The sequence below is a fragment of the Tabrizicola fusiformis genome (assembly GCF_013328815.1).
GTDB lineage: Bacteria > Pseudomonadota > Alphaproteobacteria > Rhodobacterales > Rhodobacteraceae > Fuscibacter.
Map to the genome: position 1 here is coordinate 187636 of NZ_JABUHN010000002.1, position 26449 is coordinate 214084.

The 26449-nt window shown below is 65.6% G+C and carries 24 protein-coding genes; 21 read left to right on the forward strand and 3 right to left on the reverse strand.

The features are described from left to right. The first annotated feature begins 96 nt into the window (after positions 1 to 96). The 3 genes from HS053_RS03495 (at position 97) to HS053_RS03505 (ending at position 3077) form a co-directional block, all read left to right on the forward strand. Positions 97 to 750, forward strand: coding sequence for a protein-L-isoaspartate O-methyltransferase family protein (locus HS053_RS03495; RefSeq protein ID WP_174209821.1), 654 nt, complete (start codon positions 97 to 99; stop codon positions 748 to 750). An 83-nt stretch (positions 751 to 833) separates the two neighbouring features. Then, positions 834 to 2219: a TolC family outer membrane protein gene (locus HS053_RS03500; RefSeq protein ID WP_174209822.1), complete on the forward strand. Its 1386-nt coding sequence runs from the start codon at positions 834 to 836 to the stop codon at positions 2217 to 2219. 99 nt (positions 2220 to 2318) lie between these two features. After that, positions 2319 to 3077 carry a hypothetical protein gene (locus HS053_RS03505; protein WP_174209823.1) on the forward strand — a complete coding sequence of 253 codons (759 nt, stop codon included), beginning with the start codon at positions 2319 to 2321 and terminating at the stop codon, positions 3075 to 3077. A 69-nt stretch (positions 3078 to 3146) separates the two neighbouring features. Here the strand turns inward: HS053_RS03505 and HS053_RS03510 are convergent, their stop codons facing one another. Beyond that, positions 3147 to 3473 carry a DUF6280 family protein gene (locus HS053_RS03510; protein ID WP_174209824.1) on the reverse strand — a complete coding sequence of 109 codons (327 nt, stop codon included), beginning with the start codon at positions 3471 to 3473 and terminating at the stop codon, positions 3147 to 3149. A gap of 217 nt (positions 3474 to 3690) precedes the next feature. On the opposite strand from HS053_RS03510, the gene efp reads away from it, so the two are divergent. The 15 genes from efp to HS053_RS03585 all read left to right on the forward strand — a co-directional run bounded on the left by efp (position 3691) and on the right by HS053_RS03585 (position 19441). Then, positions 3691 to 4254 carry an elongation factor P gene (gene efp / locus HS053_RS03515; protein ID WP_174209825.1) on the forward strand — a complete coding sequence of 188 codons (564 nt, stop codon included), beginning with the start codon at positions 3691 to 3693 and terminating at the stop codon, positions 4252 to 4254. Positions 4255 to 4658: 404 nt separating this feature from the next. Then, positions 4659 to 5657 carry an LLM class flavin-dependent oxidoreductase gene (locus HS053_RS03520; protein WP_174209826.1) on the forward strand — a complete coding sequence of 333 codons (999 nt, stop codon included), beginning with the start codon at positions 4659 to 4661 and terminating at the stop codon, positions 5655 to 5657. Between the two features lie 11 nt (positions 5658 to 5668). Then, positions 5669 to 7003, forward strand: a complete 1335-nt coding sequence (locus HS053_RS03525; protein ID WP_174209827.1) for an LLM class flavin-dependent oxidoreductase — start codon at positions 5669 to 5671, stop codon at positions 7001 to 7003. Position 7004: 1 nt separating this feature from the next. Further along, a complete protein-coding gene (locus HS053_RS03530) occupies positions 7005 to 8186 on the forward strand; it encodes a M20 aminoacylase family protein (protein ID WP_174209828.1) in 1182 nt (393 codons plus the stop codon). Next, positions 8183 to 8809: a GNAT family N-acetyltransferase gene (locus tag HS053_RS03535; RefSeq protein ID WP_174209829.1), complete on the forward strand. Its 627-nt coding sequence runs from the start codon at positions 8183 to 8185 to the stop codon at positions 8807 to 8809. Before HS053_RS03530 ends, HS053_RS03535 begins: the two co-directional genes overlap by 4 nt. Further along, the gene (locus HS053_RS22625; RefSeq protein ID WP_174209830.1) at positions 8806 to 10584 is read left to right on the forward strand and encodes an amino acid ABC transporter permease/ATP-binding protein; all 1779 of its coding nucleotides are present in this window, start codon (positions 8806 to 8808) and stop codon (positions 10582 to 10584) included. Before HS053_RS03535 ends, HS053_RS22625 begins: the two co-directional genes overlap by 4 nt. A gap of 96 nt (positions 10585 to 10680) precedes the next feature. Continuing rightward, positions 10681 to 11604: an ABC transporter substrate-binding protein gene (locus HS053_RS03545; protein ID WP_174209831.1), complete on the forward strand. Its 924-nt coding sequence runs from the start codon at positions 10681 to 10683 to the stop codon at positions 11602 to 11604. A gap of 75 nt (positions 11605 to 11679) precedes the next feature. After that, positions 11680 to 12645 (forward strand): ABC transporter substrate-binding protein, encoded by a 966-nt coding sequence (locus tag HS053_RS03550; RefSeq protein ID WP_174209832.1) that lies wholly within the window; start codon positions 11680 to 11682, stop codon positions 12643 to 12645. Between the two features lie 7 nt (positions 12646 to 12652). Continuing rightward, complete coding sequence (locus HS053_RS03555; protein WP_174209833.1) at positions 12653 to 13675, forward strand: LLM class flavin-dependent oxidoreductase; 1023 nt, start codon at positions 12653 to 12655, stop codon at positions 13673 to 13675. Between the two features lie 157 nt (positions 13676 to 13832). Next, positions 13833 to 14465: a CMD domain protein gene (locus HS053_RS03560; protein WP_174209834.1), complete on the forward strand. Its 633-nt coding sequence runs from the start codon at positions 13833 to 13835 to the stop codon at positions 14463 to 14465. Between the two features lie 7 nt (positions 14466 to 14472). After that, positions 14473 to 15207 carry a glutathione S-transferase C-terminal domain-containing protein gene (locus HS053_RS03565; RefSeq protein ID WP_174209835.1) on the forward strand — a complete coding sequence of 245 codons (735 nt, stop codon included), beginning with the start codon at positions 14473 to 14475 and terminating at the stop codon, positions 15205 to 15207. Positions 15208 to 15269: 62 nt separating this feature from the next. After that, positions 15270 to 16187 (forward strand): serine O-acetyltransferase, encoded by a 918-nt coding sequence (locus HS053_RS03570; RefSeq protein ID WP_347233287.1) that lies wholly within the window; start codon positions 15270 to 15272, stop codon positions 16185 to 16187. Positions 16188 to 16350: 163 nt separating this feature from the next. Next, positions 16351 to 17340, forward strand: coding sequence for a taurine ABC transporter substrate-binding protein (locus tag HS053_RS03575; RefSeq protein ID WP_174209836.1), 990 nt, complete (start codon positions 16351 to 16353; stop codon positions 17338 to 17340). 71 nt (positions 17341 to 17411) lie between these two features. Then, positions 17412 to 18218: a taurine ABC transporter ATP-binding protein gene (locus tag HS053_RS03580; protein ID WP_174209837.1), complete on the forward strand. Its 807-nt coding sequence runs from the start codon at positions 17412 to 17414 to the stop codon at positions 18216 to 18218. Continuing rightward, a complete protein-coding gene (locus tag HS053_RS03585) occupies positions 18215 to 19441 on the forward strand; it encodes an ABC transporter permease subunit (RefSeq protein WP_174209838.1) in 1227 nt (408 codons plus the stop codon). Before HS053_RS03580 ends, HS053_RS03585 begins: the two co-directional genes overlap by 4 nt. Positions 19442 to 19471: 30 nt before the next feature. Here HS053_RS03585 and HS053_RS03590 read toward each other — a convergent pair whose 3' ends face one another. Continuing rightward, positions 19472 to 20713, reverse strand: a complete 1242-nt coding sequence (locus HS053_RS03590) for an L-rhamnose isomerase (RefSeq protein ID WP_174209839.1) — start codon at positions 20711 to 20713, stop codon at positions 19472 to 19474. 9 nt (positions 20714 to 20722) lie between these two features. After that, positions 20723 to 22825 carry a bifunctional rhamnulose-1-phosphate aldolase/short-chain dehydrogenase gene (locus tag HS053_RS03595; RefSeq protein ID WP_174209840.1) on the reverse strand — a complete coding sequence of 701 codons (2103 nt, stop codon included), beginning with the start codon at positions 22823 to 22825 and terminating at the stop codon, positions 20723 to 20725. A gap of 186 nt (positions 22826 to 23011) precedes the next feature. Between HS053_RS03595 and HS053_RS03600 the strand changes: the two genes are divergently transcribed. The 3 genes from HS053_RS03600 (at position 23012) to HS053_RS03610 (ending at position 26448) form a co-directional block, all read left to right on the forward strand. Continuing rightward, a complete protein-coding gene (locus HS053_RS03600) occupies positions 23012 to 23821 on the forward strand; it encodes a DeoR/GlpR family DNA-binding transcription regulator (protein ID WP_174209841.1) in 810 nt (269 codons plus the stop codon). A 52-nt stretch (positions 23822 to 23873) separates the two neighbouring features. After that, entirely contained in the window at positions 23874 to 24866 is a 993-nt protein-coding gene (rhaS, locus tag HS053_RS03605; RefSeq protein ID WP_174209842.1) for a rhamnose ABC transporter substrate-binding protein, read from the forward strand. Between the two features lie 61 nt (positions 24867 to 24927). Next, positions 24928 to 26448, forward strand: coding sequence for a sugar ABC transporter ATP-binding protein (locus HS053_RS03610; RefSeq protein WP_206677578.1), 1521 nt, complete (start codon positions 24928 to 24930; stop codon positions 26446 to 26448). The last annotated feature ends 1 nt before the right edge of the window (position 26449 follow it).

Below are 26449 nucleotides of genomic sequence, written 5' to 3' on the forward strand. Positions count from 1 at the left end.
CGCAGCCCGGCGTATCAGCCCTTGCAGGACAGGTTGCCCCGCCCTTCCTTATGTGGCAAGATGGATGCAGGAATAACTAGACCGATGAGTTCAGAGATGAGCGATTACACCGCCCGCCGCGTGATGATGGTCGATACCCAGGTCCGCCCCTCGGATGTGACCAAGTTTCCCATCATCGAAGCCATGCTCTCGGTCCCGCGTGAGGCATTCGTGCCCGCAGACCGCAGCGAGGCGGCCTATGTCGGCGAGAATGTGCCGCTGGCGCCGGGCAGGGTTGTGCTTGAGGCGCGCACTCTGGCCAAGATGCTGGACGCGCTGGACATTCAGCCGGGCGAGCTGGTGCTGGATATCGGTTGCGGCCTTGGCTATTCGGCGGCGGTGATCGCACGCATGGCCGAAGCGGTCGTCGCGGTGGAAGAGGATGAGACGCTGGCCGCCGGTGCGACCGCCGCGCTGACGGCGCAGGGCGTGGACAATGCGGTGGTGATGGTGGCCACCCTTGCCGCCGGGGCGCCCAAGCACGGCCCCTATGATGCGATCACCCTGCAGGGTGGTGTGGAAACCCTGCCCGAGGCGCTTCTGGCGCAGCTCAAGGAAGGCGGGCGGATCGGCGCCGTCTTCATGGAGGGCGCGCTGGGCAAGGTGAAGATCGGATACAAGGAAGGCGGCCGGATCACCTGGCGCTTTGCCTTCAACGCGACGGCCCCGGTTCTGCCGGGCTTTGCCGTTGCACGGAGCTTCGCGCTCTGACAGGCCGGGCCGCTGGCGCGGTCCCGCCCCGGAATTGGCAGGTCCGGTCCCAAGGGTCCGGGCGAAGGACAGGGAACGTGCGGATGCGGAAGATCGTAAGGGTTCTGGGGCTGGTGGCAGGCATGGCCACCGCGCCGGTGGTGGCCGGGGCCGAGACGCTGGCCGATGCACTGGTGGCGGCCTATACCAATTCGAACCTCTTGGACCAGAACCAGGCCGTGCTGCGCGCAGCGGATGAGGATGCGGCGATTGCCGTCGCCAGCCTGCGCCCGGTGGTGAATTTCGTGGCTCAGGCGGGCTGGCGGAAATATGACAATGACACCGCCAGCGGTTCGTTGCCGCGCGCGAATTTCGAGACCACCTCGTCCTCGCTGTCGCTGACGGCGCAGATGGTGCTTTGGGCCGGCGGGCGCGGGCAGTTGCGCGCCGATGCGGCCCGCGAGGCGGTGCTGGCCACGCGCTCGGCCCTTGTCTCGGTCGAGCAGGAGGTGCTGTTGAATGCGGTGGCCGCCTATGTGCGCTATGGACTTGCGGCCGAAATCGTTGGGCTGCGCGAATCCAACGTGCGGGTGATCACCAAGGAACTGCGCGCCGCCAAGGACCGTTTCGACGTGGGCGAAATCACCCAGACCGACGTGTCGCAGGCCGAAGCGGCGCTGGCGCTGGCGCAGGCCAATCTCGCCGCGGCGCAGGGTGACCTGATGATCGCGCGCGAGAACTACAAGGCCGCGACCGGCCATTATCCGGGCCGCCTTTCGGGCCTGCCGAAACCGCCCGCCACCGCCAAATCGCTGGAAGAGGCCAAGGCCGTGGCGCAACGCGGCCATCCGGCGGTGATCCAGGTGCAGCATCAGGCCAAGGCCGCCGAACTGGGTGTGCAGATTGCCAAGACCGTGCTGGGGCCGACGGTTTCCGGCGAAGTTTCGGTCGGCAAGGATCTGGACACCGGGATCGGCAATGTCGGCGCGGGCCTGTCCTTCAACCAGACGCTTTATGCGGGCGGCGGCAATTCGGCCAGCTACCGGCAGGCACTGGCCAACAAGGATGCGGCGCGGGCAGGTCTGTTGCAGACCGTGGTCGGGGTCGAACAATCGGTCGGCACCGCCTGGGCGAACCTTGCCGTGGCCAATGCCTCGATCGACGCCAGCCGCAAGCAGATTGCCGCGGCACAGCGCGCCTTTGACGGCGTGCGCGAAGAGGCGACGCTGGGCGCGCGCACCACGCTGGACGTGCTGAACGCCGAGCAGGATCTGCTGTCGGCCCGCGCGGCCCGGCTTGAGGCCGAGGCGAACCGCTATATCGGCATCTACAACCTTCTGGCGACGATGGGCCTGCTGACGGCGGAACATCTCAAGCTGGGCGTGCCGACCTATGACCCGGAAGCCTATTACAACGCCGTCAAGGATGCCCCGGCGATGAGCGCGCAGGGCAAGGCGCTGGACCGGATCCTGAAAAAGATCGGCAATTGAGGTGCTTCCCGGCCCCGTTGCGGGGCCGGGGCATTCTTGTCTTGACGGCCCTTCGCGGCTAGACTGCGACGAGAATGCAATAATTCAGCCGAGGCGGGCATGTCCGAACCCCTGAGCGCGGTCGAGATCGAGGATGTTCTGTCGTCGATCCGGCGACTGGTTTCCGATGATCTGCGGCCCGCCGCCCGGCCCATGGCCGACCCGGATGCCGGCAAGCTGATCCTGACGCCCGCCCTGCGCGTGGTGCAAGAGACGCCGCCCCGTGCGCCGGATGCCGCCATCGAAAGCGTTGTCGCGGGGCTGGGGGCTGCGGTCGATGCCCGTGCCGAGGATTGGGAATCTGAAACCGGCGATCCCGCCCCGGCGGCTGCGGCGGTCAGTGCCGACAGTGATTGGGACATTCCGCCAGGCCCGGAAACCGCGGATGAGGCCGAGGTTCTGGCGGTGCAGTTCCACGCCCGCCCGCGCAGCACATTGCAACCCGCCGAGGTGATCCCGGCGCCGGTGGCCGAGCCGGTTCCCGGCTGGGCGCAGGAGGGCGAGGACGAGGCACCCGAGCCGGCGCGCTGGGCCGCTGCCACCATCGAACCCGATGCCGCCTGGGCCGACGAGGCCGAAGCGCAGGTTCTGGAAGAACTCTCGGACGAGATTGCCGCCGCTGCCCCGCTTGACCGGATGGCCGAGGCGGCGGAAGCGGCCGGTTATGACGCCTATGAGGATGAGGCGCTGCGCGAACTGGTGCGCGACCTGATCGTCGAGGAATTGCAGGGGCCGCTGGGCGCCCGCATCACCCGCAACATCCGCAAGCTGGTGCGGGCCGAGATTGCCCGCGCGCTGGCCGCCGAACAGCTTTACTGAGGCAAGGCGCAAAAGCAAAACGCGCATCCCACGGGATGCGCGTTTTGCTTTGCCTGCGGAACGCAGGTATCAGGCGGCCTCGGCCTGTTCCAGTTCCAGCGCGTGGCGACGCTCGGATTCCTCGCGGCTGAGAGCGACCGAGGTGCGCACGCCTTTCGAGACGAATTCCATCAGCCCCTTGACCACCCGTTCGTTCGGGTCGATCCCGGCGCAGGACAGCACTTCACGCCCGTCGCGCGACCGCGCCCAGCGGGCGATCTGATCGGGGCCGTTGCCGTATTTTTTATCATCCGCAATGGCATCATCCAATGCGGCAAGCACAACCGCCGCAAAAAGCTTGCGTGCGCGCTGGCCTTGTTCGAAGTTGAAGGCTGTGCTGTCGATCGTATCGAGCATCACCTGGTCCTTTTATTCTTGCTCTTGTATTCGTTCGCGTCCTGCGCTTGTAACGATTTGAATACGATTCGGGGGCTCATCTTTCTCATAGCAGCTATGCAGGCACTGCATGGCTTGCGGAGTCACCCCACCGTATCTAGTCGGCTTGCGCCAGACCGACCGCCCAGATATAGGGGCGCGCAGGATCAGATCAAGCTTTAGCCAAGGTTTTGCCACTATGCCGAAGATCAACGGTAACGAAATCCGCCCCGGGGCGATCATCGAGCATGACAACGGGCTTTGGGCGGCGGTCAAGGTGAACCACGTCAAGCCGGGCAAGGGCGGCGCCTTTGCCCAAGTCGAGCTGAAGAACCTGCGCGACGGGCGCAAGCTGAACGAACGCTTCCGCTCGGAAGACAAGGTCGATCAGGTGCAGCTTGAGATGAAGGATCAGCAGTTCCTGTATGAAACCGATGGCCGTCTGGTGTTCATGGACACCGAAAGCTATGAGCAGATCGAGCTGGACTCGGATCTTCTGGGCGACCGCCGTCCCTTCTTGCAGGACGGCATGACGGTTTCGGTGCAGTATTACGGCGAAGAGCCGCTGAACGTGACCATCCCGCAGAAGGTTCTGTGCAAGGTGGTGGAAACCGAGCCGGTGCAGAACGGCCAGACCGCCTCGAAATCCTACAAGCCCGCGCTTCTGGACAATGGCGTGCGCATCATGGTGCCGCCCTTCATCAATGCCGATGAGGATATCATCGTGCATACCGAACTGATGGAATATTCCGAACGCGCCTGAGCCGCCCGCAAGACTGACATAAGGCCGTCCGGTGTTCCGCCGGGCGGCCTTTTGCATGGCTGGCCGCTGCCCATGGCCCGGCGTGATTCGGGATGAGCGCCCGCGAGGCACAGGATTTCGGCGGGCGGAGGGCATCCTTCTGTGCGGAATGTCCTGAACAGGGCAACTGTTCCGGCCGCGTGCCCCGGGGTGGCACAAGCCTTCTGTCCGGCCGGTTTCCATGGGGTGCTGCTGCACCGCAAGGGGGTGGCGGGCGAGAATGATCTTTCCCAGATATGGCGTTCCGCGCCCCGGTTGCGGCTGCCGGACGGGCCAGAAAAGAACGCCCATCCGCTTGCGTCTGACGGTTTAATCTACTGAATTAATCGTGATTAAATTGACGCCACCAGCCGCAGGATCTGCCTATGCCCTATGCCATCAGCCTTCTGGACAAGAGCCCCGTTGCCGAAGGCACCAGTGCGGCCGAGGCGCTGCAAACCTCGGTCGCTTTCGCGCAGGCGGCAGAGCGGCTGGGCTATCACCGCATCTGGCTGGCCGAGCATCACGGCACGCCGCAACTGGCCAGTTCGGCGCCCGAGATCATGGTGGCCCATCTGCTGGCGGCGACGCGGCGCATCCGCATCGGCACCGGCGGGGTTCTGTTGCAGCATTACAGCCCCTTCAAGGTGGCCGAGGTTTTCGGCCTGCTGGCTTCGCTGGCGCCGGGGCGGGTCGATCTGGGCATCGGCAAGGCGCCGGGCGGCTTGCCCTATGGCACAAAGGCCCTGCAATCAGAGCATGGGTCGCCCCGCCGCAGCTTTGAGGCCAAGCTGGAAGAGCTGGAGCATTTCCTGAGCGACAGCCTGCCGGAAAGCCATCCGCTGCACGGTGCCCGGGCGTTGCCGCGCCCGCCGGTGCAGCCGGAGAAATTTCTGCTGGGCGCCTCGCCCGAGAGCGCGGCACTGGCCGCCCGGCTGGGCTGGGGCTTCAGCTATGCCGGCCACCATGACGGCAATCCGCAGGCGGTGGCCCGCGCGCTGGACACCTATGCCGCGGCAACGGGGCGCAAGCCCTCGCTGGCGCTGGCGGCGATCATCGCCCCGACCCGCGCCGAGGCCGAGGCACAGGGGGCTGAACATCGCATCTTCAAGGTGACATTGGCCGATGGCCATGCGGTCAACCTGCCGAATGAAGAGGCGGCGGCGGAATATGCCCGGCAGGCGGGCGGCCAGCCCTACAGCATCGAAGAGCGCCGCCCCTCGGTGCTGATCGGCACCGGGGCCGAGGTGCGGGCAGAGCTGGACGCGCTGCACCAGAGCTTCGGTGTGACCGAATTCATCCTCGACATCCCCACCGCCGACCGGGCGCAGCGTCTGGCGGCCATCGAACTCTTGGCGGCCGCCGGCCTGCGCCGCGCCGCCTGAAAGGACAGACCATGACCCAGAACATTCCCTTCGGCATCATGCTGCACGGCGCAGGCGGCCATATGAATGCGTGGAAGCATCCTTCGGGGCCGGCCGATGCCTCGGTCAACCTTGCATTCTACATAGACATCGCCCGCAAGGCCGAGGCGGCGGGCATTGCCTTTGCCTTTGTGGCGGACGGGCTTTTCATCAATGAAAAGTCGATCCCGCATTTCCTGAACAGGTTCGAGCCGCTGACCATCCTGTCGGCGCTGGCAACGGCGACCGGCAAGATCGGCCTCGCCGGCACCGTCTCGACCAGCTATTCCGACCCGTTCACCGTGGCCCGGCAATTCGCCTCGCTTGATCTGATTTCGGGCGGGCGGGCCGGGTGGAACGTGGTCACGACCCCGCTTGAGGGCAGCGCGAAGAATTACAACCGCAGCCATCCCGACCATGCGCTGCGCTATGAGATTGCCGACGAATACCTTGCCGTGACGCAGGGGCTTTGGGATAGCTGGGACGAAGGCGCGGTGCTGCGTGACCGGGAAACCGGGCAGTTCTTTGACCCCGCCGGGCTGCACCGGCTGAACCACAAGGGGCGCTTCTTCCAGATCGAGGGGCCGCTGAACATCGGGCGCAGTCCGCAGGGGCAGCCGGTGATCTTTCAGGCCGGATCGTCGGGCGCGGGCATCGCGCTGGCGGGCAAATATGCCGATGCGGTCTTTACCAATGTCGATACGCTGGAGGGCACTGCGGCCTTCACCCGCAAGGTGAAGGATGCGGCACAGGCCCATGGCCGGGCGCGCGGGGATGTGAAAATCTTCCCCGGCATCTCGCCCATCGTCGGCCGCACCCATGCCGAGGCCGAAGCGAAATACGAGGCGATCCGCAACTTGTCGGGCATCGACGAGGCGCTTGCCTATCTGGGCCGCTACTTCGATCACCACGATTTCACGCAATACGATCTGGACGCGGCCTTTCCCGATCTGGGCGAGATCGGGCGCAACAGCTTTCAATCCACCACCGACCGGATCAAGGCCGATGCGGCCCGTCTGGGCAAGACGCTGCGGCAGGTCGCGCTGGAAGAGACCACGCCGCGCCCGACCTTCCTGGGCACTGGGGCGGAGGTGGCCGAAGAGATCATCCGCTGGATCGACGCCGGGGCTGCGGACGGGTTCATCCTGGGCTTTGCGGTGCAGGCCGAGGGGCTGGCGGATTTCCTGAACCTTGTGGTGCCCGAGCTTGAGGCGCGCAGCCGCTACAGCCGCGACCTGCCGGGCAAGACGCTGCGCGACCATCTGGGCCTGCCCTTCAAGGTCAGCCGCCACCGGACGGCACAGCGCCACGACACGGCGGCGGAATAGCATGGCGCGGCCCCAATCTGACCCATTGCCGGCAATCGCGGCGGGGATCGGCGCCTTTGTGGCGCTGCGGCAGGATTTGCACCGCCACCCCGAATTGTCGCGGCAAGAGTTCCGCACGGTGGGCATCGTTGCGGGCCTGTTGCGTGGCTGGGGCTATGAGGTGACCGAGGGTATCGGCGGCACCGGCGTTGTCGCCACCTTGCAGGCGGGCAAGGGTGCCCGCGCGCTGGGCCTGCGCGCCGATATGGATGCGCTGCCGATTGCCGAGGCGACGGGGCTGCCCTATGCCTCGGTCGCGGCGGGGGTGATGCACGCCTGCGGCCATGACGGGCACACGGCGATCCTGTTGGCGGCAGCGGAATATCTGGCGCGGACCCGCCGCTTTGACGGGCGGCTCGTGCTGATTTTCCAGCCCGCCGAAGAGATCGGCCATGGCGCGCAGGCGATGCTGCGCGACGGGCTGTTCGACCGCTTTGCGGTGGATGCAGTCTTTGGTCTGCACAACTGGCCCGGCCTGCCTGCGGGGCAATGGGGCATCCTGCCCGGCGCGGTGATGGCGGGCATTGATCAGGTGCTGCTGACCGTGCAGGGCAGGGGGGGCCATGGTGCGGCGCCCCATGAAACGGTGGACCCGGTGGTGACCGCCGCCCATGCCGTTGCCGCGTTGCAGACCGTCGTATCGCGCAATGTCGATCCGCAAGAGGCGGCGGTGGTCACGGTCGGCGCGATCCATGGCGGCGAGGCGTCGAACGTCATTCCCGATACGGTCGAGGCCCGGCTGACCCTGCGCTATTTTTCAGCCGCCACCCAAGCGGTGCTGGAGACGCGGGTTCCGGCCCTGCTGCGCGGCGTGATCGAGGCATTCGGTGCCGGGGCCGATCTGACCTATGCCCGCGGCTTTCCCCCGGTGATCAACCATGCGGCCGAGGCCGCCCTTGCCCGCCGCGTGGTTGAGGAGGGCTTCGGCCCCGCCGCCCTGATCGAAGGGTTCCGCCCCCGCACCGCCAGCGAGGATTTCGCCTATTTCCTGCAAGAGCGCCCCGGCGCCTTCCTGATCCTTGGCGCGGGCGACGGCGCCCCGCTGCACAGCCCCCGCTACCGCTTCAACGACGACATTCTGGCGCCCGCGGCGGCGCTTTGGGTGCGTCTGGCCGAAGCCTTTCTGACCGGAGACGCGCAATGACCGACCTGATTGTGGAAAGCCACCCCCTTGCCCCCGAGGCCCAGCCCTTGGTCGAGGATCTGATCCGCGAATATGACAGCCGCTATGGCACCCGCTTCAACCCCGAAGGGGCGCGGGCCGAGGTGTTCCGCTATCCGCCGGAAACCTTTGCGCCGCCGCATGGCAATTTCGTGCTGTTGCAGCGGGGCGGGCAGACCATCGGCGGCGGCGCCTTCATGCGCTATGACGATCAGACCGCCGAATTCAAGCGGATCTGGACCCATGCCGATCTGCGCCGTCAGGGGCTTGCCCGCAAGGTGGTGCTGGCGCTTGAGGAAAAGGCCGCCGCGCAGGGGTATACCCGGGTCTATCTGACCACCGGCTTTCGGCAGCCCGAGGCGGTGGGCCTGTATCTGGGCCTTGGCTATCGGCCGCTGTTCGATCCAGCACTTGACCCCGAGCTTTACCTGACCCTGCCGTTTGAAAAGCATATCGGAGTCGAGGCGGGCAGGCCGGGCATTACCCCGCTGAAGGTGCCGGGGGTCTATCCGCCCGAACTGGCCCATGCCGCGCCCGGCCTGCCGCTGCGGGCGCAGGGCCATGCCGGGCTTAGTCAGGTGCGGTTCGGGGGGGCATTGTCATGAGCCTGACCGCCGATATCACCCCCCGCCTGCCGGCGGCGCCTGTGGCATCCGCCGATTACAGCCGCCACCGCATCGTGCCCGCGCGCCATTATGGCCGCACGGCTGGCACGGTGGCGGCGGTTCTCATCCTGGCCGCGCTGCTGCAATCGGTCTTGGCCAATCCGCGCTGGGGCTGGGATGTCTTTGCCCGCTGGTTCTTTGACGCCAGCGTGCTGGCCGGGTTGGGCCAGACCCTGCTTCTGACGGCGCTGGGAGCCCTGTTCGGCTTTGCGCTCGGCACGGTTCTGGCGCTGGCGCGGGTCTCCTCCTCGCCGCTGCTGGTGGCGTTGAGCTGGGGGTTCATCTGGCTTTTCCGCTCGATCCCGCTGGTGGTGCTGCTCTTGCTCATCAACAACCTTGGCTATCTTTACGAGCATATCGTGATCGGGGTGCCTTTCACCGAGATCACCTTCCTGTCGCTGCCCACCACCCAGTCGATCACGCCGTTTCTGGCGGCGGTGCTGGGGCTGACGCTGAACATGGGGGCCTTTTCGGCCGAGATGATCCGCGGCGGCATCTTGTCGGTGGATCAGGGCCAGCACGAGGCGGCGGCGGCCCTTGGCCTGCCCAAGGGGCGGCAGGCGCGGCGGATCGTGCTGCCACAGGCGATGCGGGCGATCCTGCCCACCGCCTTCAATGAAATCATCGGTTTGGCCAAGGGCACCTCGATGGTTTACATCCTCGCGCTGCCGGAATTGTTCTACACCATCCAGATCATCTATCGCCGCAATCTTGAGGTGATCCCGCTCCTGATGGTGGCGACCGTCTGGTATGTGGTGATCCTGTCGGTCCTGTCGGTGATCCAGTATTACATCGAGCGGCACTATGCCCGCGGCGCCCTGCGCAGCCCGCCGCCGGATATTTTCCGCGCCGTCGCCGCTCGGTTTGGCCTGTTCCGCCCGGTTGCGGCCCCGCCCGCCCCGCCGCGCCGCGATGTGGTGGTGCCTTCGGGAAGCTGGTCGGAAAGCCTGCCCCGGGGCGGGGCGGTGACGATCCAGAACGTCTCGAAGAGCTTTGCACAGCTCAAGGTGCTGGATGACGTGTCGCTGACCATCCCTTCGGGCAGCGTGACGGCGATCCTTGGGCAGTCCGGGTCCGGCAAATCGACGCTCTTGCGCACGATCAACCATCTGGAGCGGGTGGATGCGGGCTTTATCGCCATCGACGGTGAACTGGTGGGCTACCGGCAAAGCGGCCATACGCTTTATGAGCTGAAAGAGGCCGATATCCGCCGCCGCCGCACCGATGTCGGCATGGTGTTCCAAAGCTTCAACCTGTTCCCGCATCTGACGGTTCTGGAAAACCTGATCGAAGCCCCGCTTGCCGTGCGCGGCCTGAGCCGGGCCGAGGCAGAGGATCTGGCGCGTGGCCTTCTGGCGCGCGTGGGTCTGGCGGACAAGGCCGACGCCTATCCCCGGCAGCTTTCGGGTGGCCAGCAACAGCGCGTCGCCATAGCCCGGACGCTGGCGCTGAAACCCAAGGTGCTGCTGTTCGACGAACCCACTTCGGCGCTGGACCCCGAACTGGTGAACGAGGTGCTGGACGTGATCAAGGAACTGGCCCGCTCGGGCACAACCCTGATCATCGTCACCCATGAAATCGGCTTTGCCCGTGAAGTCGCCGATACGATCGTCTTCATGGAACAGGGCCGGATCCTTGAGGTTGGCACACCGGAAAAGGTGTTCAACCGCCCGGATCATCCCCGGACGGCAGAGTTTCTGGCCAAGGTGCTGTAATCCTTCCGACCCCCACGACACCGCCCCAAACCACCGGCGCGCCGCTCCCGCGCGACCGGACCGGGGGCGGCAACCCTGAAACCCAAAGGAAATGCCATGACAAACCCCCTTCGTTCCGCCGTCTTCGGGCTGGTTGCCGGCCTGATGGCCTTGCCCGCGCTGGCCGCCGAGCCTGACCTTTCGCCCGAACAGCCCGGCCGTATCCGTGCCGAAAAGGTGCAGGCGGCCATCGACCTGATCCCCAAGGATTACGCCTTTGTCACCCCGGGCAAGCTGACCGTGGCCACCAGCCCGTGGCAACTGCCCTTCGGCGTCTATGCCACCGACAACAAGACTGCAGTCGGCGCCGAGCCGGATGTGGCGCAGCTTGTGGCCGACAGCCTTGGGCTTGAGCTTGAGCTGATCCCGGTGGCTTGGGCGGATTGGCCGCTGGGCGTCTCGTCGGGCAAATATGACGTGGTGATCTCGAACGTCACCGTCACCGAAGAGCGCAAGGAAAAGTTCGATTTCTCGACCTACCGTCAGGATCTTCTGGGCTTTTACGCCCCCAAGGACAGCAAGCTGGCCAAGATCGAGGGCGCCAAGGACATCGCGGGGCTGAAGGTGATCGTCGGTTCCGGCACCAATCAGGAGCAAATCCTGCTGGCCTGGATCGAGGAGAACAAGACCGCCGGCCTGCCCGCGACCGAACTGGTCTATTTCGATGACGAGGCGGCGCGCGACCTTGCGCTGTTCTCGGGCCGTGCGGATGCCTATTTCGGGCCGAATGCCGCCGAAGCCTACAAGAACGCGCTGAAAGATGACCGCAAGTTGCTGGGCCAGTTCTCGGGCGGCTATCCGCTGACCGCCGAAATCGCCGTGGTCACGCCCAAGGGCGCCGGTCTGGCCGATGCCATCACCGCCGCGCTGAACGGCCAGATCGCCAATGGGACCTATGGCAAGGTGCTGGACCTTTGGGGCATCGGCACCGAGGCCGTGACGCAATCGCGCACCAATCCGCCGGGCCTGCCCAAGTCGTAAGTCCGCGGTCGCCGGCGGCGGTGTCCTCCTCCTGCGCTGCCGCCGGTTTTTCCCTTTTTTGCAGAAAGAGAAACCATGCTCCCCTCGCTCTCCCGCCGTCATGGTCTGGCCTTCGGGCTTGCCGCCCTTATCGCCGCGCTTGCGCCCGCACAGGCCGGCTTTGCCGCCGAAACCGTCCTTGCGCCCGAGGTTCTGGCCCTGAGCCCCGATCAGCCCGGCGCACCGCATACTGCGGCCAATGCCGCCGCGATTGCCGCCCTGCCCAAGGATTTCGCCTTTGTTACACCCGGCAAGCTGACCGTCGCCGTTTCCGCCTTTGCCCCGCCGCTGGCGGTGCAGGCCAGCGATGCCCGCACGCTGATCGGGGCCGATCCCGAAATCGCCCGTCTGGTGGCCGAGGCGCTGGGGCTGGAACTGGAGTTGATCGCCGTGGCCTGGCCCGATTGGCCGCTGGGGGTCACCTCGGGCAAGTATGATGCGGTGATCTCGAATGTCGGTGTCACCGAAGAGCGCAAGGAGAAATATGATTTCGCCACCTACCGGCAAGGTGTCCATGGCTTTTATGTGCCGCTGGACAGCCCGATTCAGTCGCTGGCCGAACCCAAGGACATTGCCGGGCTGAAGATCATCACCGGCTCGGGTGCCATTCAGGAGCGTATTCTGCTGGAGTGGAACCGGCTGAACACCGAGGCGGGGCTGGCCCCGGCGGAACTCTTGTTCTTTGACGATGATGCAGCCGAGACGCTGGCGCTGCTGTCGGGGCGGGCGGATGCCAATTTCAACCCCAACGGCACGCAGGCGTGGAATGCGACCGTCACCGGCAAGACCCGCCGTGTCGGCCTGATCAGCGCCGGCTGGCCCAATCTGGCCGAGGTGGGGGTGGTGACGAAAAAGGACAATGGCCTGTCGCCCGCGCTGGTGATCGCGCTGAACGGCATCATCGCCGACGGCAGCTATGCACAGGTTCTGACCCGCTGGGGCCTGACAGAAGAGGCGGTGCCCGAAAGCCGCGAAAATCCCCCCGGATTGCCGAAGTTCTGAGCGGGCCATGGGCATTTCCTTTACGCAGGTCGGCTTCCTGATCCCCGGCAATTTTTCCGAGGATGACCCGCTGACCGGCCTTGAACAGACGCTGGACATCATCGCCCGGGGCGAGGCGCTGGGCTATGATTCCGCCTGGGTTCGGCAGCGGCATCTGGAACGGGGCGTCTCGTCGGCGGCGACCTTTCTTGCGGCGGCGACGCAGCGGACGCATCGCATCGGGTTGGGCACCGCCGTCATTCCCCTTGGCTATGAAAACCCGTTCCGGCTGGCCGAGGATCTGGCGACGGTGGATGTGCTGTCGCGCGGGCGGCTGAATGTCGGCGTTTCGGCCAATCCGCCGCAGTTCGGGGCGCTGTTGGGCGACCTGCTTTATGACGGCGATCCGGCGCTGGCCGATTATGGCCATGGCCGGGCCGAGCGGCTGGCGCGCGCCCTGCGCTCCGAACCGCTGGCCGATGAGGCGGTTGCGGGCAATGCCGCCGGGGCGCAGGTGCCCCGGTTGCAGCCGATTGCCGAAGGGCTGACCGAAAGGCTCTGGTATGGTGGCGGGTCGCTCAAATCGGCGGAATGGTCGGGGCGCAACGGCTGGCACATGCTGACCGGCAACATCGTGACCGGCGAGACCACCGACGATTTCCTGACGGCGCAGGCCGGGCTGATTGCGCGGTTTCTGGCCAACTGGCGCGGTCCTGTTGCGCCCCGCATCGCGCTGGGCCGGGTGATCCTGCCGCTGGACAGTGCCACGCCGGCGCAGCGGCGGCGCTACCGCGACTATGTGGCCAGCCGCCACGCGCGGACGCTGGCGCCGCAGGGGCCGAAACGCACGCTGTTCGGCGCCGATATCATCGGCACGCTGGACGAGATTGCAGCGGCCCTTGCCCGCGATCCCATCGCGCAACGGGTGTCCGAGTTCCGGCTGGAGCTGCCCTATGAATTCCCGCACGAGGATTATGTCCAGATCGTCGAGGATTTCGCCCGGCTGCTGCCGCAGATCCGCCCGGTCCCGCTGCGCCGCACCGGCTCCTGAGCGTGCGGCCCCCGGCGGGTGATGTGCTGCCGGGGGCCGTGGAGAGAGGAAAATCCTTTCTCCGACGCATGAAAAAAACACGTCCTGTTTTATCGTCTTTTTATCTGTCCCGTGTCATCCTGCCATTACAAGACCGCCGTTTGCCCCAGAGGATGCCATGACCCATCACGACCTGACCCTGATCGAGCGGCTTTCCGGCATTATGGCCGACAGTGCGGCGACCAATGCCGCGGCGCGGGCCTTTCGTGCCCGGCCCGAGGCGCGGGTGGGGGCCGAGCAAAGCTATCGCCTGCTGCTGCATCCGCAGACCCCCAGGGCCGTGTCGCTGGTCGAGCGGCGGGCGGTGGCGGCCTTCGTTGCCGTGCTGCATGGCGAGGAACGCAGCCGGGCGCATTTTCTGGACCTGTTGCGGCAGACCGGGGCCGATGGCGCGCGGCTTGCCCCACTGGTTGCGGTCGAGGCCGAAGGTGCCTCGCAGATTGGTCGCTATGGCCGGTTTCCGGCGGGGCCGGTGACCCTGGGCGATCTGGACGGGCCGGCTTACCGGGTGGACCCGGCGCTGCGCCCCGCGTTCGGCGGGCGGCTGGCTGCGGCGCTGGAACAGGCGCATCTTCTGGCATTGCATCCGGCCGATGACGGCCCGCAGGCACAGGCGGCGCTGCGGCGGGCGGGGTGGAACGCGGCGGGCATTGCCACGCTGGCGCAACTGGTGGCGTTTCTGGGCGTGCAGGTGCGGCTGGTGGCGGCCTTGCGCGGCCATGCCGCGGCATCCGCCCCTCCCGCAGGCTGAGGCTGCGATGCTGACCTTTCACATCGCCGCGCCGCCGGACAGCGCCGTCGCGCAGCGGGTGCAGCTTGCCCTTGCGTTGCATGGTGTCGGCGTAACAGTCGGGCCCGCAACGACGCGCCCGCACCTGACGGTGGGCTGCGCGGGCCGGGGCAAGCTGGTGCTGGGCGACAGTCTGGCGATGCTGGAGTTGATCGACCGGCTGTTCGTGCCCCGATCCGCGGGTAGTCCGGCCGGGCGCGCGGCGCGGCGCCAGATCGTCGATCAGGTTCTGCTGGCCGAGGACCGTCTTGCGGCGGTCATCGCCGCGCGCGATGCCCGCGACCTTGATCTTGCGGTCTATCACCTGCGCGAATCCCTGCGCCGGATCGAAAACGGCCTTGCCGCGCTGCCGCCCACGGCCCCGGCCGGTCCGGGCCTGCTTGACTGCGCGTTGGCGCCGTTGCTCTGGCGGTTGCAGGTGCTGGACCGGCGCTTTGCCGCGCGGCTGGGGGTGGGGCTGCCGGGGTTGCATGCCCTTGCCGTCCGGTTGCTGGCGCTGCCGCAGGTTGCGGCGGTCTTGAACCGTGCAGCGGCCGACCGGCTGGTGTCGCATCTGCGCGACAGCGGGGCCGCACTGGCCGATGCCGAGGTCTGGACCATCTGGGACCGCGCCTTTGCGCCGCAAAGGGCCGAAAACAAAGTTCTCTTTGCCGGCCAAAGAACGAAAGTTCCATCCATTGGCAGGTCCGGGGCTTTCCGCTAGCGATCAGGCATAGGCAGCCTCCGGCAAGGAACGGTCCCAGAATGGATGGAGCGCAGGAGAGCGTGGCAAACGAAAGCCGCATCCCGATGGAGATTGCCGCCTTGGCCGAGCGGTTGCGCCTGATCCGCACCGTGTCGCAGCAGCGGCGCTATCACGGCCGCCCGACGCCGCATCTGCCGTCGAAAGCGGTCATCATCGAGGTTCTGAACGATGTGATCGGCGCGCTTTACCCGCGCCATTTCGGCCCCCCCGGGCTGTGTCCGCAAGATACCGATGCCCATGTCGCCCGCAGCCTGACACTGGCGCGGCAGCGGCTGTCGCGCCAGATCGAGCTTGAGCTTCTGTTGGCCGATGATGCCGACGCCGATGCCTGCCAACTTTATGCCGAGGATGCCGCGGGGCAGTTTCTGGCCCGGCTGATCCGGGTGCGCGACCTGCATGACACCGATATCGCCGCCGCCTATGCCGGCGACCCTTCGGCCAAAAGTCTGGATGAGATCGTCTTCTGCTTTCCCGGTGTGGCGGCCATCCTGCGGCACCGGCTGGCACATGAGCTTTACGGGCTGGGCGCCACGATGATCGCGCGGATCATGGCGGAATATTCGCATTCCCTGACCGGCATCGACATCAATCCCGGGGCGCGGATCGGCCCGGCCTTCTTTGTCGATCACGGCACCGGCGTGGTGATCGGCGAGACGGCGGTGATCGGGCGCAATGTGCGGCTGTATCAGCATGTTACCCTAGGCGCCAAACGGTTCGAAGAGGATGACGAAGGCAATCTGGTCAAGGGCCAGCCCCGCCATCCGGTGATCGAGGATGACGTGGTGATCTATGCCGGGGCCACGATTCTGGGCCGCATCACCATCGGGCGCGGTTCGGTGATCGGCGGCGGGGTCTGGCTGACGCGCAGCCTGCCGGCGGGCAGCGCCGTTACGCAGGCGACGCCGGAACTGGCGGTCGCGCCGGTGCGGGCGGGATAGGCGGGGAATAATCCTCTCTTTTCGGGCGGGTATCTGCGGATTTCTTCCACGGGCAGAGATGGCTTTGGAATGGCCTCTGGCACGGTCTGACGGCAGATTGCGCATCAACGACTAAACGAGTCGTGTAAAGCGGTTTGCCCGCCACTGCATTCAGGAGACCAAGATGAAACGCCTTGCCGGCCTTGCTGCCGCAGCCCTTTTTGCCGCCACGCCGATGGCGCAGGCCGAAGTGACGGAAATCACCGTCGCCTATTTCCTCGAATGGCCGCTGCCGTTCGAAAAGGCCAAGGTCGAGGGCGCCTTCGATGCCGCGCTGGGCGTCAAGGTGAACTGGCGCAGCTTTGACACCGGGGTTGCGATGTCGGCGGCGGCTGCGGCGGGCGATGTGCAATTCCTGATCAGTCAGGGCGTGCCGCCCTTCGTGACCGCCACTTCGGCGGGTCAGGATCTGAAGGCAATCGACATTGCCGTCAGCTATTCCGACAATGACAATTGCGTCGCCCGCAAAGACCTTGAAATCACCAAGGAAAACGCCGCGACCGAACTGGTCGGCAAGAAGGTGGGCGTGCCGCTGGGCACCGCCGCGCATTACGGGTTCCTGAAACAGATCGAGCATTTCGGCCTGACCGCCGCGCAGTTGCAGGTGGTGGACCTGACCCCGCCCGATGCCGCCGCGGCCATTGCGCAGGGCAATATCGACGTGTTCTGCGGCTGGGGCGGCTCGCTTGCCCGGGCGAAGGAATATGGCAATATCCTGCTGACCGGCGCCGAAAAGGAAGAGCTTGGCATCCGCATCTTTGACGTGATTTCGGCGCCCGGTGCCTTTGCCGCCGAAAACCCCGATCTGGTGGCGAAATTCCTGAAGGTGGTGAACGATCAGAATGCCGCCTATGCCGCCGATCCCGCGGGTTTTGTCCCGGTGCTGGCCAAGGATGCCGGGCTGGACGAGGCGGGCACCAAAGACCAGCTTGCCGGCTTCACCCTGCCCACGGTCGAGGAAAAACTGTCGGACAAATGGCTGGGCGGCGGGCTGCAAGCCTATCTGAAAAGCGTGGCCGATTTCTTTGTGACCACCGGCAACATTCCGGCGGCGCTCGACAGCTATGACGGGGTGGTGGACGCCTCCTATCTGGAAGCGGCCTCCAAGTTCTGATCCCTGGCAGGGGCTTGCAACGGCGGCGCGGGGGAAACCCGCGCCGCCTGTTCTGTTGAAAGGAAAGCGAAATGGCCGGCCTGAACATCGCGGCGCTGTCGATGCAATTCACCCCGCCCGGAGGCGCGCCGACCCGCGCCTTGCAGGATGTGTCGCTGAACATTGAAAAGGGGGAACTGGTGTCGGTCCTTGGCCCCTCGGGCTGCGGCAAGACCACGCTTCTGAACATTCTGGCCGGGTTTCTGGTGCCCAGTGCCGGGCAGGTCACGCTCGACGGGCGCCCGGTGCGGGGGCCGGGGCCGGACCGGGGCATGGTGTTTCAGCAGGGCGCGCTGTTTGAATGGATGGATGTGCGGCGCAATGTGGATTTCGGCCCGCGCATGAAAGGCGTGCCCCGGGCCGAGCGGGACCGGATCACCGACCGGCTTCTGGGGCTGACGGGGCTTGCAGGCTTTGCCGACAAGCCGGTTTACGAGCTTTCGGGCGGGATGCAGCAGCGGGTGGCGTTGGCGCGCTGCCTTGCCAATGACCCCGAGGTGATCCTGATGGACGAACCCCTTGGCGCACTGGACGCGCTGACGCGGGAAAAGATGCAGGGGCTGGTGCTGAAACTCTGGAAGGAAACCGGCAAGACCGTGATCCTGATCACCCATTCGGTGGAAGAGGCATTGCTTCTGGGCGCGCGGCTGATCGTGATGGCGCCGCGCCCGGGGCGGATTTTCCGCGAATACCGGCTGCCCTTTGCCGAAGCCGGGGTGAATGCCGATCTGCGCGCGATCAAGAAACGCCCGGATTTCGCGGCGGTGCGCGATGAGATCCTGTCGCTGATCTGGGGCATGGAGGATGAGATCATGGGCCGGGCTGAGGTGGCGGCATGATCGTTCTGGCCGCCTATCTTGCCATCTTTGCCGCCGCATGGGGGCTTGGCCGGTTCTGGAACCGCAAGGCGCCGCCCGTGACCTTCGGCGATGCCGCGTCGATCCGGCCCAGCCGGCTTGCCTCGGTGCTGTCGGTGCTGTCGATCTTTGTGATCTGGGGCGCCTTTACCAATTCGGCGCTGGTGCCGTTGCATGTGCCAGGCCCGTTCGTGGGCGATACCCGGTTCACCTATACCGCGCAGGATGGCGCCGGGCAGCGGGGCGAGGCCGAGGTGACCATCCGCGTCACCCGGCCCGGCGACAAGGCCGAAGCGCCGCCGGCCACCGGCGGCAGCGGCATTGCGCAGGACGACGCCGCGACCACCCCCGCCTGGCGCAGCGCGCTGATCAAGCCGGGCGAGAATGACGGCGCAGGCGCGCAGGTGGTTGCGGTGAACGGCCAGCCGATTGCCCCGGGCCAGCCCGTTCGCGTGGCCGATGGCACGGTGGTTCTGACGCCCAAGGGCTCGCTTTCCTTCACGCCGGATGCGGGCTGGCAGATGGAGCCGATCTGGCTGCCCGCGCCCGAAGCGGTGGCGGCGCGGCTGGCCGAAATCGCGGTCAACGGCTATCAGAACCATTCCTTGTGGGAACACTTGGGCTATTCGCTGTGGCGGGTGCTGGCGGGGCTGGTGCTGGGGGCGCTGGTTGGCATTCCCCTTGGCTATGCGATGGGGCTGTCGGGCTGGCTGCGCGGCTGGTTCGACCCGATCGTGGAGTTCATGCGGCCGGTGCCGCCCTTGGCGCTGATCCCGCTGATCATCATCTGGTTCGGCATCTGGGAGACGGGCAAGATCATCCTGCTGTTTCTGGCCGCGCTCTGGATCATGGTCATCGCCGCGCGCACCGGGGTCACGGGTGGCAAACTGTCAAAGGTTCATGCGGCTTACAGCCTTGGCGCGTCCAAGGCACAGGTGCTGTGGCACGTGATCATCCCCAACTCGCTGCCCGACATCTTTACCGGGCTGCGGGTGGCGCTGGGGGTCTGCTGGGGCACGGTGGTCGCGGCAGAGCTGGTGGCGGCGGAAAAGGGGGCGGGAATGATGATCCTTGTCGCCTCGAAGTTCCAGCTTACCGATATCGTGGTCATGGGGATCATCCTGATCGGGGTGATCGGCTATGGCATCGACATCCTGATGCGCCGGGCCGAGCGGGCGCTGATCCCGTGGCGGGGCAGGGGATAGGGTCCGGGCGCCTTTCGGCGCCCGGCGGGGTCAGCTTCGCCCGGCGACGCTGGCCTGATACCCGGCGAGGGCCGAAGACAGCGCCTGCCCGGTGGGCAGATCGGCGCGGGCGCAAAGCTCGGCCCAGACGGCACCGAAGGGCAGGTCTTTCGCCTCTTCCGTCAGGATCAGCCGGGCGCTGAAATCCAGCGCGGCCTCGGTCGCCTTCAACTGCGCCTGCGGCATCAGGAAGGCGCGCAAAAGCGCCTTTTGCATGTTGCGCGTGCCGATCACCCATGCGGCGGTGCGGCTGATCGTGGCATCGAAGAAATCCAGCCCGATCGAGGTCTTGCCCAGAAGATCGGCAAAGACCAGTTCCTGCGCCAGCGCCATCAGATCATCATTCAGCAAGACCACATGGTCGCTGTCCCAGCGCATCGGGCGGCTGACGTGCAACAGGATATGGTCCAGCGACAGGGCCACGGCAGAAAGCTTGTCGGCCACACTTTCGGTGGGGTGGAAATGCCCCATGTCGAGACAAAGCGCGATGGCCTTGCGGATGGCATAGCCCATGTAAAACTCATGGCTGCCGACCGTCATCGATTCCACGCCGATGCCGAACAGCTTGGATTCCACCGCGTCGATCAGATGGACCTTGGGGTAGGGATCGGCCAGCATGGCATCCAGCGAGGCTTGCAGCCGCCGCCGCGCCGCCATGCGGTCCACCGGGATATCTTTCGACCCGTCGGGCACCCAGATGTTGTTCACAACCGGGCTGCCCAGTTCGGCGCCGATGCGCGCGGCAATCTCGCGGCAGCGGCGGCCATGTTCGATCCAGAAGGCGCGGATACCGGCATCGGGATGCGACAGGGTCAGGTTGTCGTCGGCCTTGGCATGGGCAAAGAAGGTGGGGTTGAAGTCGAGCCCCAGCCCCTGATCGCGCGCCCAATCCACCCAAGGGGCGAAATGGTGGTATTCCAGCGCGTCACGTTCGGGGCTTTCGGCAGTATCCAGATAGCAGGCGTGCAGGTTCAGCCGGTGCTTGCCCGGGATCAGCCCATAGGCAAATTCCAGATCGGCGCGCAGCTCGTCAGGCGTGCGCGCCCGGCCCGGATGGTTGCCGGTGGCCTGAATGCCGCCGCCGGCGCTGCCGGATTTCTTCTCGAACCCGCCGACATCATCGCCTTGCCAGCAATGGACCGAGATCGGCACGGCGAGGGTGGCGGCGATGGCGGCTTCGGCATCAATGCCCCAATCGGCGAATTGCGCACGGGCGCTGTCATAGATTGTCATGGCATCCCCCTAGCGCGTGAAAGCCTGAACATTGCCGGCGTCCACGTTCAGGATGTTCCCGGTGGATTTGGCCGACAGGTCCGAAGCAAAGAAATAGGCCCCCTCGGCGATATCCTCGGGCAGGACCGAGCGTTTGAGCATCGAGCGGTTGCGATACATCTCTTCCAGCCCCTCCTTGTCGGTCTTGTAGGTGCTGGCGCGCTGGTCCAGCCATTCGCCCGACCAGATCTTGGACCCGCGCAGCACGGCATCGGGGTTGACCACGTTCACGCGGATGCCCGCTTCGGCCCCTTCCAGCGCAAGGCAGCGCGCCAGATGAATCTCGGCGGCCTTGGCGGTACAATAGGCGCTGGCATTCGGGCTGGCCGCCAGCCCGTTCTTCGACGCGATGAAGATGACCGAACCGCCGACGCCCTGCTGACGCAGCACCTTGAACGCCTCGCGGCTGACAAGGAAATAGCCGGTGGAGAGGATATCCATGTTCTTGTTCCACAGGGCGAGGCTGGTTTCCTCGACCGGGGCGGAAGAGGCGATCCCGGCGTTCGACACCAGAATGTCGATCCCGCCGAATTCCACCGCCGTATTGGCATAGGCGGCGATCACCTGCGCCTCGTCCGTGACGTTCATCTGCACGGCGCGGACCACATCGCGGCCGAAAACCCGTGCCATGCCCGCCGCCACATCTTCGACCGCCTTGCCGTCGATATCGGCCAGCACCACGCAGGCGCCGTCCTTGAGCAGCCGTTCGGCGGTGGCCGAGCCGATGCCGCCCGCGCCGCCGGTGACCAGCGCCACCCGGCCTGCCAGCGCCTTGGGCTTGGGCATCCGTTGCAGCTTGGCCTCTTCCAGAAGCCAGTATTCGATGTCGAACGCCTCCTGCTCGGGCAGGCCCTGATAGGTCGAAACGGCGCTGGCGCCGCGCATCACATTGATGGCGTTCACATAGAACTCACCCGAAATCCGGGCGGTGGCCTTGTCCAGCGCGAAGGTGATCATGCCGACACCGGGCACCAGCCAGACCACGGCATTGGGATCGCGCAGGGCGGGGCTGTCGGGATGCTTGCAGCGGTCATAATAGGCGGCGTAGTCCTGCCGATAGGCTTCGGCAGCGGCGGGAAGGCTGGCCAGAACCGCCTCAAGATCGGGATTCGCGGGGTCGAAGTCCACCACCAGCGGGCGAATTTTCGTGCGCAGGAAATGGTCGGGACAAGAGGTGCCCATCGGCGCCAGCGTATCCAGCGCCTGCGAGCCGACAAACTCCAGCACCGCAGGCTGATCGTCGAAATGGCCGACCTTGTGGCGGTCTTTCGAGATCAGGCCGCGGATGGCCGGCATCAGCCGGGCAGCAATCGCGCGGCGTTCGTCCGCGGGCAGGGTTGCAACCTTGGCGCCGCCGAAGGCCGGCTTGCCCGCCGTGCGCGCGCCCAGCCAGTCCGCCGCCTTGTTGATGATCTCCAGCGTGGTCAGATAGCAGTCCTTGGCATCATCGGCCCATGTGAAAAGCCCGTGGCTTTCCAGCACCGCGCCGCGCATTCCGGGGTTTTCGGTGGCCAGCTTTTCCAGCCAAAGGCCAAGCTCATAGCCCGGCTTCTTCCACGGCAGCCAGCCGATCTCGCCGCCGAAAATCTCTTCCGTCAGGGCGCGGGAATTGACCGAGGCCGCAATGGCGATGATCGCATCGGAATGGACGTGATCGACATGCTTGCGCGGCACATAGGCGTGCAGCGGCGTGTCGATCGAGGCGGCGCGCGGGTTCAGGTTGAAGGTGCAATGGGGCAGGTAGCCCACCATTTCGTCTTCATGGGCCAGACCGCGATACTTGCCCTTCAGCGCGCGCAGCTTGTCCATATAGAGGGTTGAAAACCCGTCCATCTTCATCGAGCCGATATCGCCGCCCGAGCCCTTGACCCACAACACCTCGGCCAGATCGCCGGTCAGCGGATCGGTCTCCATCACCTTGGCGCTGGTGTTGCCGCCACCGAAATTCGTCACGCGCTTGTCCGAGCCCAAGAGATTCGAGCGGTAAAGCAGCTTTTCCGATTCGCTCATCGCTGCGGCGCGGGCGTCATCCCACAGGTTTTCAAGCCGGTTGGCGGCTGCGGTCATGGCCATGCTGTCCTCCATCTGCGCGGGAAATCTGCCGCGCCTCCTGAGCATGAAAGATGCCAGCCTGCGACGGAATGTCAATCAGTTTCGATCATTTTCAATCATTGTGCAGGTGCAGAAACGGTTTCTGCGATTGAACATGATTGACAATGATCGAATCGCACCGCAATCTGACCAGCGAGGGAGGACCAGATGCACGAAACCGAACGCCATCGCATCATTCTGTCCGCCGTGCAGGAGCGGCCCGTCGTCACGGTGCCGGACCTGTGCCAGTTGACCGACGCCTCCGAGGCGACGATCCGGCGCGACATCGCGCAACTGCATGTCCAGAAAAAGCTGCGCCGGGTGCGGGGCGGGGCCGAGGCGATTGCGCCGCCCAGCTATGTCGGCATCAACGCGCGACCCTTTGCGGTGCAGGAATCGCTGCACGCCGCCGAAAAGCGCGCCATTGCCAAGGCGGCGGTCGAACTTTGTCAGGATGGCGATGCCATCATCATCAACGGCGGCACCACCACTTTCCAGATGGTCCATCCGCTGACGACGCGGCGCCTGCAGGTCTTTACCAATAGCTTTCCGATTGCCGAGCATCTGCTGAAGCACACCAAGAACACCGTTCTGCTGCCCGCGGGCGCCATCTACCGCGAGCAGAACATCATCCTGTCGCCGTTCCACGATGACGGCAGCCGCCATTACTATGCCAACCGCATGTTCATGGGCTGTCGCGGCCTTGGCCCCCTGGGTCTGATGGAGGGCGACCCGCTTCTGATCCAGGCTGAACAGAAGCTGATCGGGCAGGCGGATGAGCTGATCGTGCTGGCCGACAGTTCCAAGTTCGCCCAGCGGTCGAGCCTGCTGCTCTGCCCGCTTGGCCGCATTCACACCGTCATCACCGATGACCGCATCGACGACCGTTCCGCCGCCATGCTGGAGGCGGCAGAGGTCCGGCTGATTGTTGCCGAGGTTGCCGCCTCGGACCGCAAGACCCGCGCGCAGGAGGACTGACGCGCCCAACCAACGCCCCTTGAGGAGGGGGCAAACGCTCAGGGAGGATCACATGAGCATTCTGAGGAAGGCACTGACCACCGTGGCCTTGGCCACCGCGCTGATGGCCACCGGCGCCCATGCCGAGACCAAGCGCATCGCCATCGTCGTCAAGGCGCTGGGCATCGGCTTCTTTGAAGCGGCTGCCAAGGGCGCCGAAGAAGCGGCCAAGGAACTGGGCGATGTGGAAATCATCTACACCGGCCCGACCGACACCACCGCCGAAGGCCAGATCGAAGTGATCAACAGCCTGATCGCCCAGAAGGTGGATGCCATCGCCGTTTCGGCCAATGACACCGACGCGCTGGTGCCGACGCTGCAAAAGGCGATGGAGCGCGGCATCACCGTGATCTCGTGGGATTCGGGCGTGGCCAAGGAAGGCCGCCTGATGCACCTGAACCCCTCGTCCAGCGCGCTGATCGGCAATACGATCATCAAGCTGGCCGCCGATCACCTGCCCGAGGGCGGCGATGTGGCGATCCTGTCGGCCACCACCACCTCGACCAACCAGAACGTCTGGATCGAAGAGGCCAAGAAGGTGCTGCCGAACTATCCGGGCATCAACATCGTGGCGACCGTTTACGGCGATGACCTTGCCGACAAATCCTATCGGGAAACCCAAGGGCTGCTGCAAACCTATCCGAACCTGAAAGCCATCATCGCGCCGACCTCGGTCGGTATCGTGGCGGCGGCGCAGGCGGTGACGGATGCGGGCAAGGTCGGTCAGGTCAATGTCACGGGCCTTGGCCTGCCGTCGGAAATGGCTGGTCATGTGAAGTCGGGCGCCTCGCAGTCCTTTGCCATCTGGAACCCGATTGATCTGGGCTATTCGGCCACGATGATCGCCTATCACCTGTCCAAGGGCGACGCCAAGGCCGAGCCGGGCGCCGAAATCTCGATCGGCCGCATGGGGAGCGTCAAGCTGGACGAGAATGGCGAAGCCGCGATGGCCGACCCCTTCACCTATGATGCGTCCAACATCGACCAGTTCTCGTCGATCTTCTGATCACGGAACCTGTCGGGCCCGGCCCCATCGGACCGGGCCCTTCATTTTCGGGGGGAATATCATGCAAACCGACCAGTCCGCCGGCGCCGATCCGGTGCTGCGCCTTCGTGGCATCTCGAAAAGCTTTCCCGGGGTGCGGGCGCTGAACGGTGTGCAGCTTGACCTCTATCCCGGTCAGGTCACCGCCCTTGTGGGCGAGAATGGCGCGGGAAAATCCACCATCGTCAAGATATTGACCGGCATCTATCAGCCCGACGAAGGCAGCATCACCGTGGACGGGCACGAGATGCGCTTTGCCACCGCCGATGCGGCGGCACGGGCGGGGGTGACGGCGATCCATCAGGAAACAGTGCTGTTCGACGAATTGACGGTGGCCGAGAACATCTTCATCGGCCATGCGCCGCGGGGCCGCTTCGGCCTGATCGACACCCGCAAGATGCGGGATGAGGCACAGCGCCTTTTGGACCAGATCGGCGCCGGCATTGCGGCGGACATCCGGCTGCGCGATCTGGGCATCGCCTCGCGCCATCTGGTGGCCATCGCGCGCGCCCTGTCGATTGACGCCCGGGTGGTGATCATGGACGAGCCGACTGCCGCCCTGTCGCACAAGGAAATCCACGAGCTTTATGAGCTGGTGGAAAAGCTCAAGGCGCAGGGCAAGGCGATCCTGTTCATCTCGCACAAGTTTGACGAGATTTTCCGCATTGCCGACCGCTGGACCGTGTTCCGTGATGGCCAGTTCGTGGGGACTGGTGCCATGGCCGAGGTGACCGAGGCCGCGCTGGTGCAGATGATGGTGGGCCGGTCGGTGGACCAGATTTACCCCAAGCGCCCGGCAGAAATTGGCGCGCCGGTTCTGACCGTGGCGGGCTATTGCCACCCGACCGAGTTTGACGACATCGGCTTTACCCTGCACCGGGGCGAGATTCTGGGCTTTTACGGTCTGGTCGGCGCCGGGCGGTCCGAGGTGATGCAGGCGCTGTTCGGCATCACCCGCCCGTCAAAAGGCGCCTGCAAGATCGACGGTCAGGTCCGCGTCATCCGCTCGACCGCCGAGGCTGTGGAGGCGGGCATCGTCTATGTCCCCGAGGATCGCGGCAAGCAGGGTGCGGTCAAGGGTCTGCCGATCTTTCAGAACATCACGCTGCCTTCGCTGACCCGCACCAGCCGGGCGGGCTTTCTGCGGTTGGCCGAAGAGTTCAGACTGGCGCGCGAATATACCGCGCGGCTGGACCTGCGGGCGGCCAGCCTTGATCAGGATGTGGGCCTCTTGTCAGGCGGCAACCAGCAAAAGGTGGTGATCGCCAAATGGCTGGCCACGAAACCCCGGGTGATCATTCTGGATGAACCGACCAAGGGCATCGACATCGGATCGAAGGCGGCGGTGCATGATTTCATGTCGGAACTCGCGGCCGAGGGGCTGGCGGTGATCATGGTCTCAAGTGAAATCCCCGAGGTTCTGGGCATGGCCGACCGGGTGATCGTCATGCGCGAAGGCCGGATCGCGGCCGAATTCGCCGGGCAGGCGATGACGCCGGAAAACCTTGTCCGCGCCGCCGTCGGCATCGAGGAGGCCGCATAAG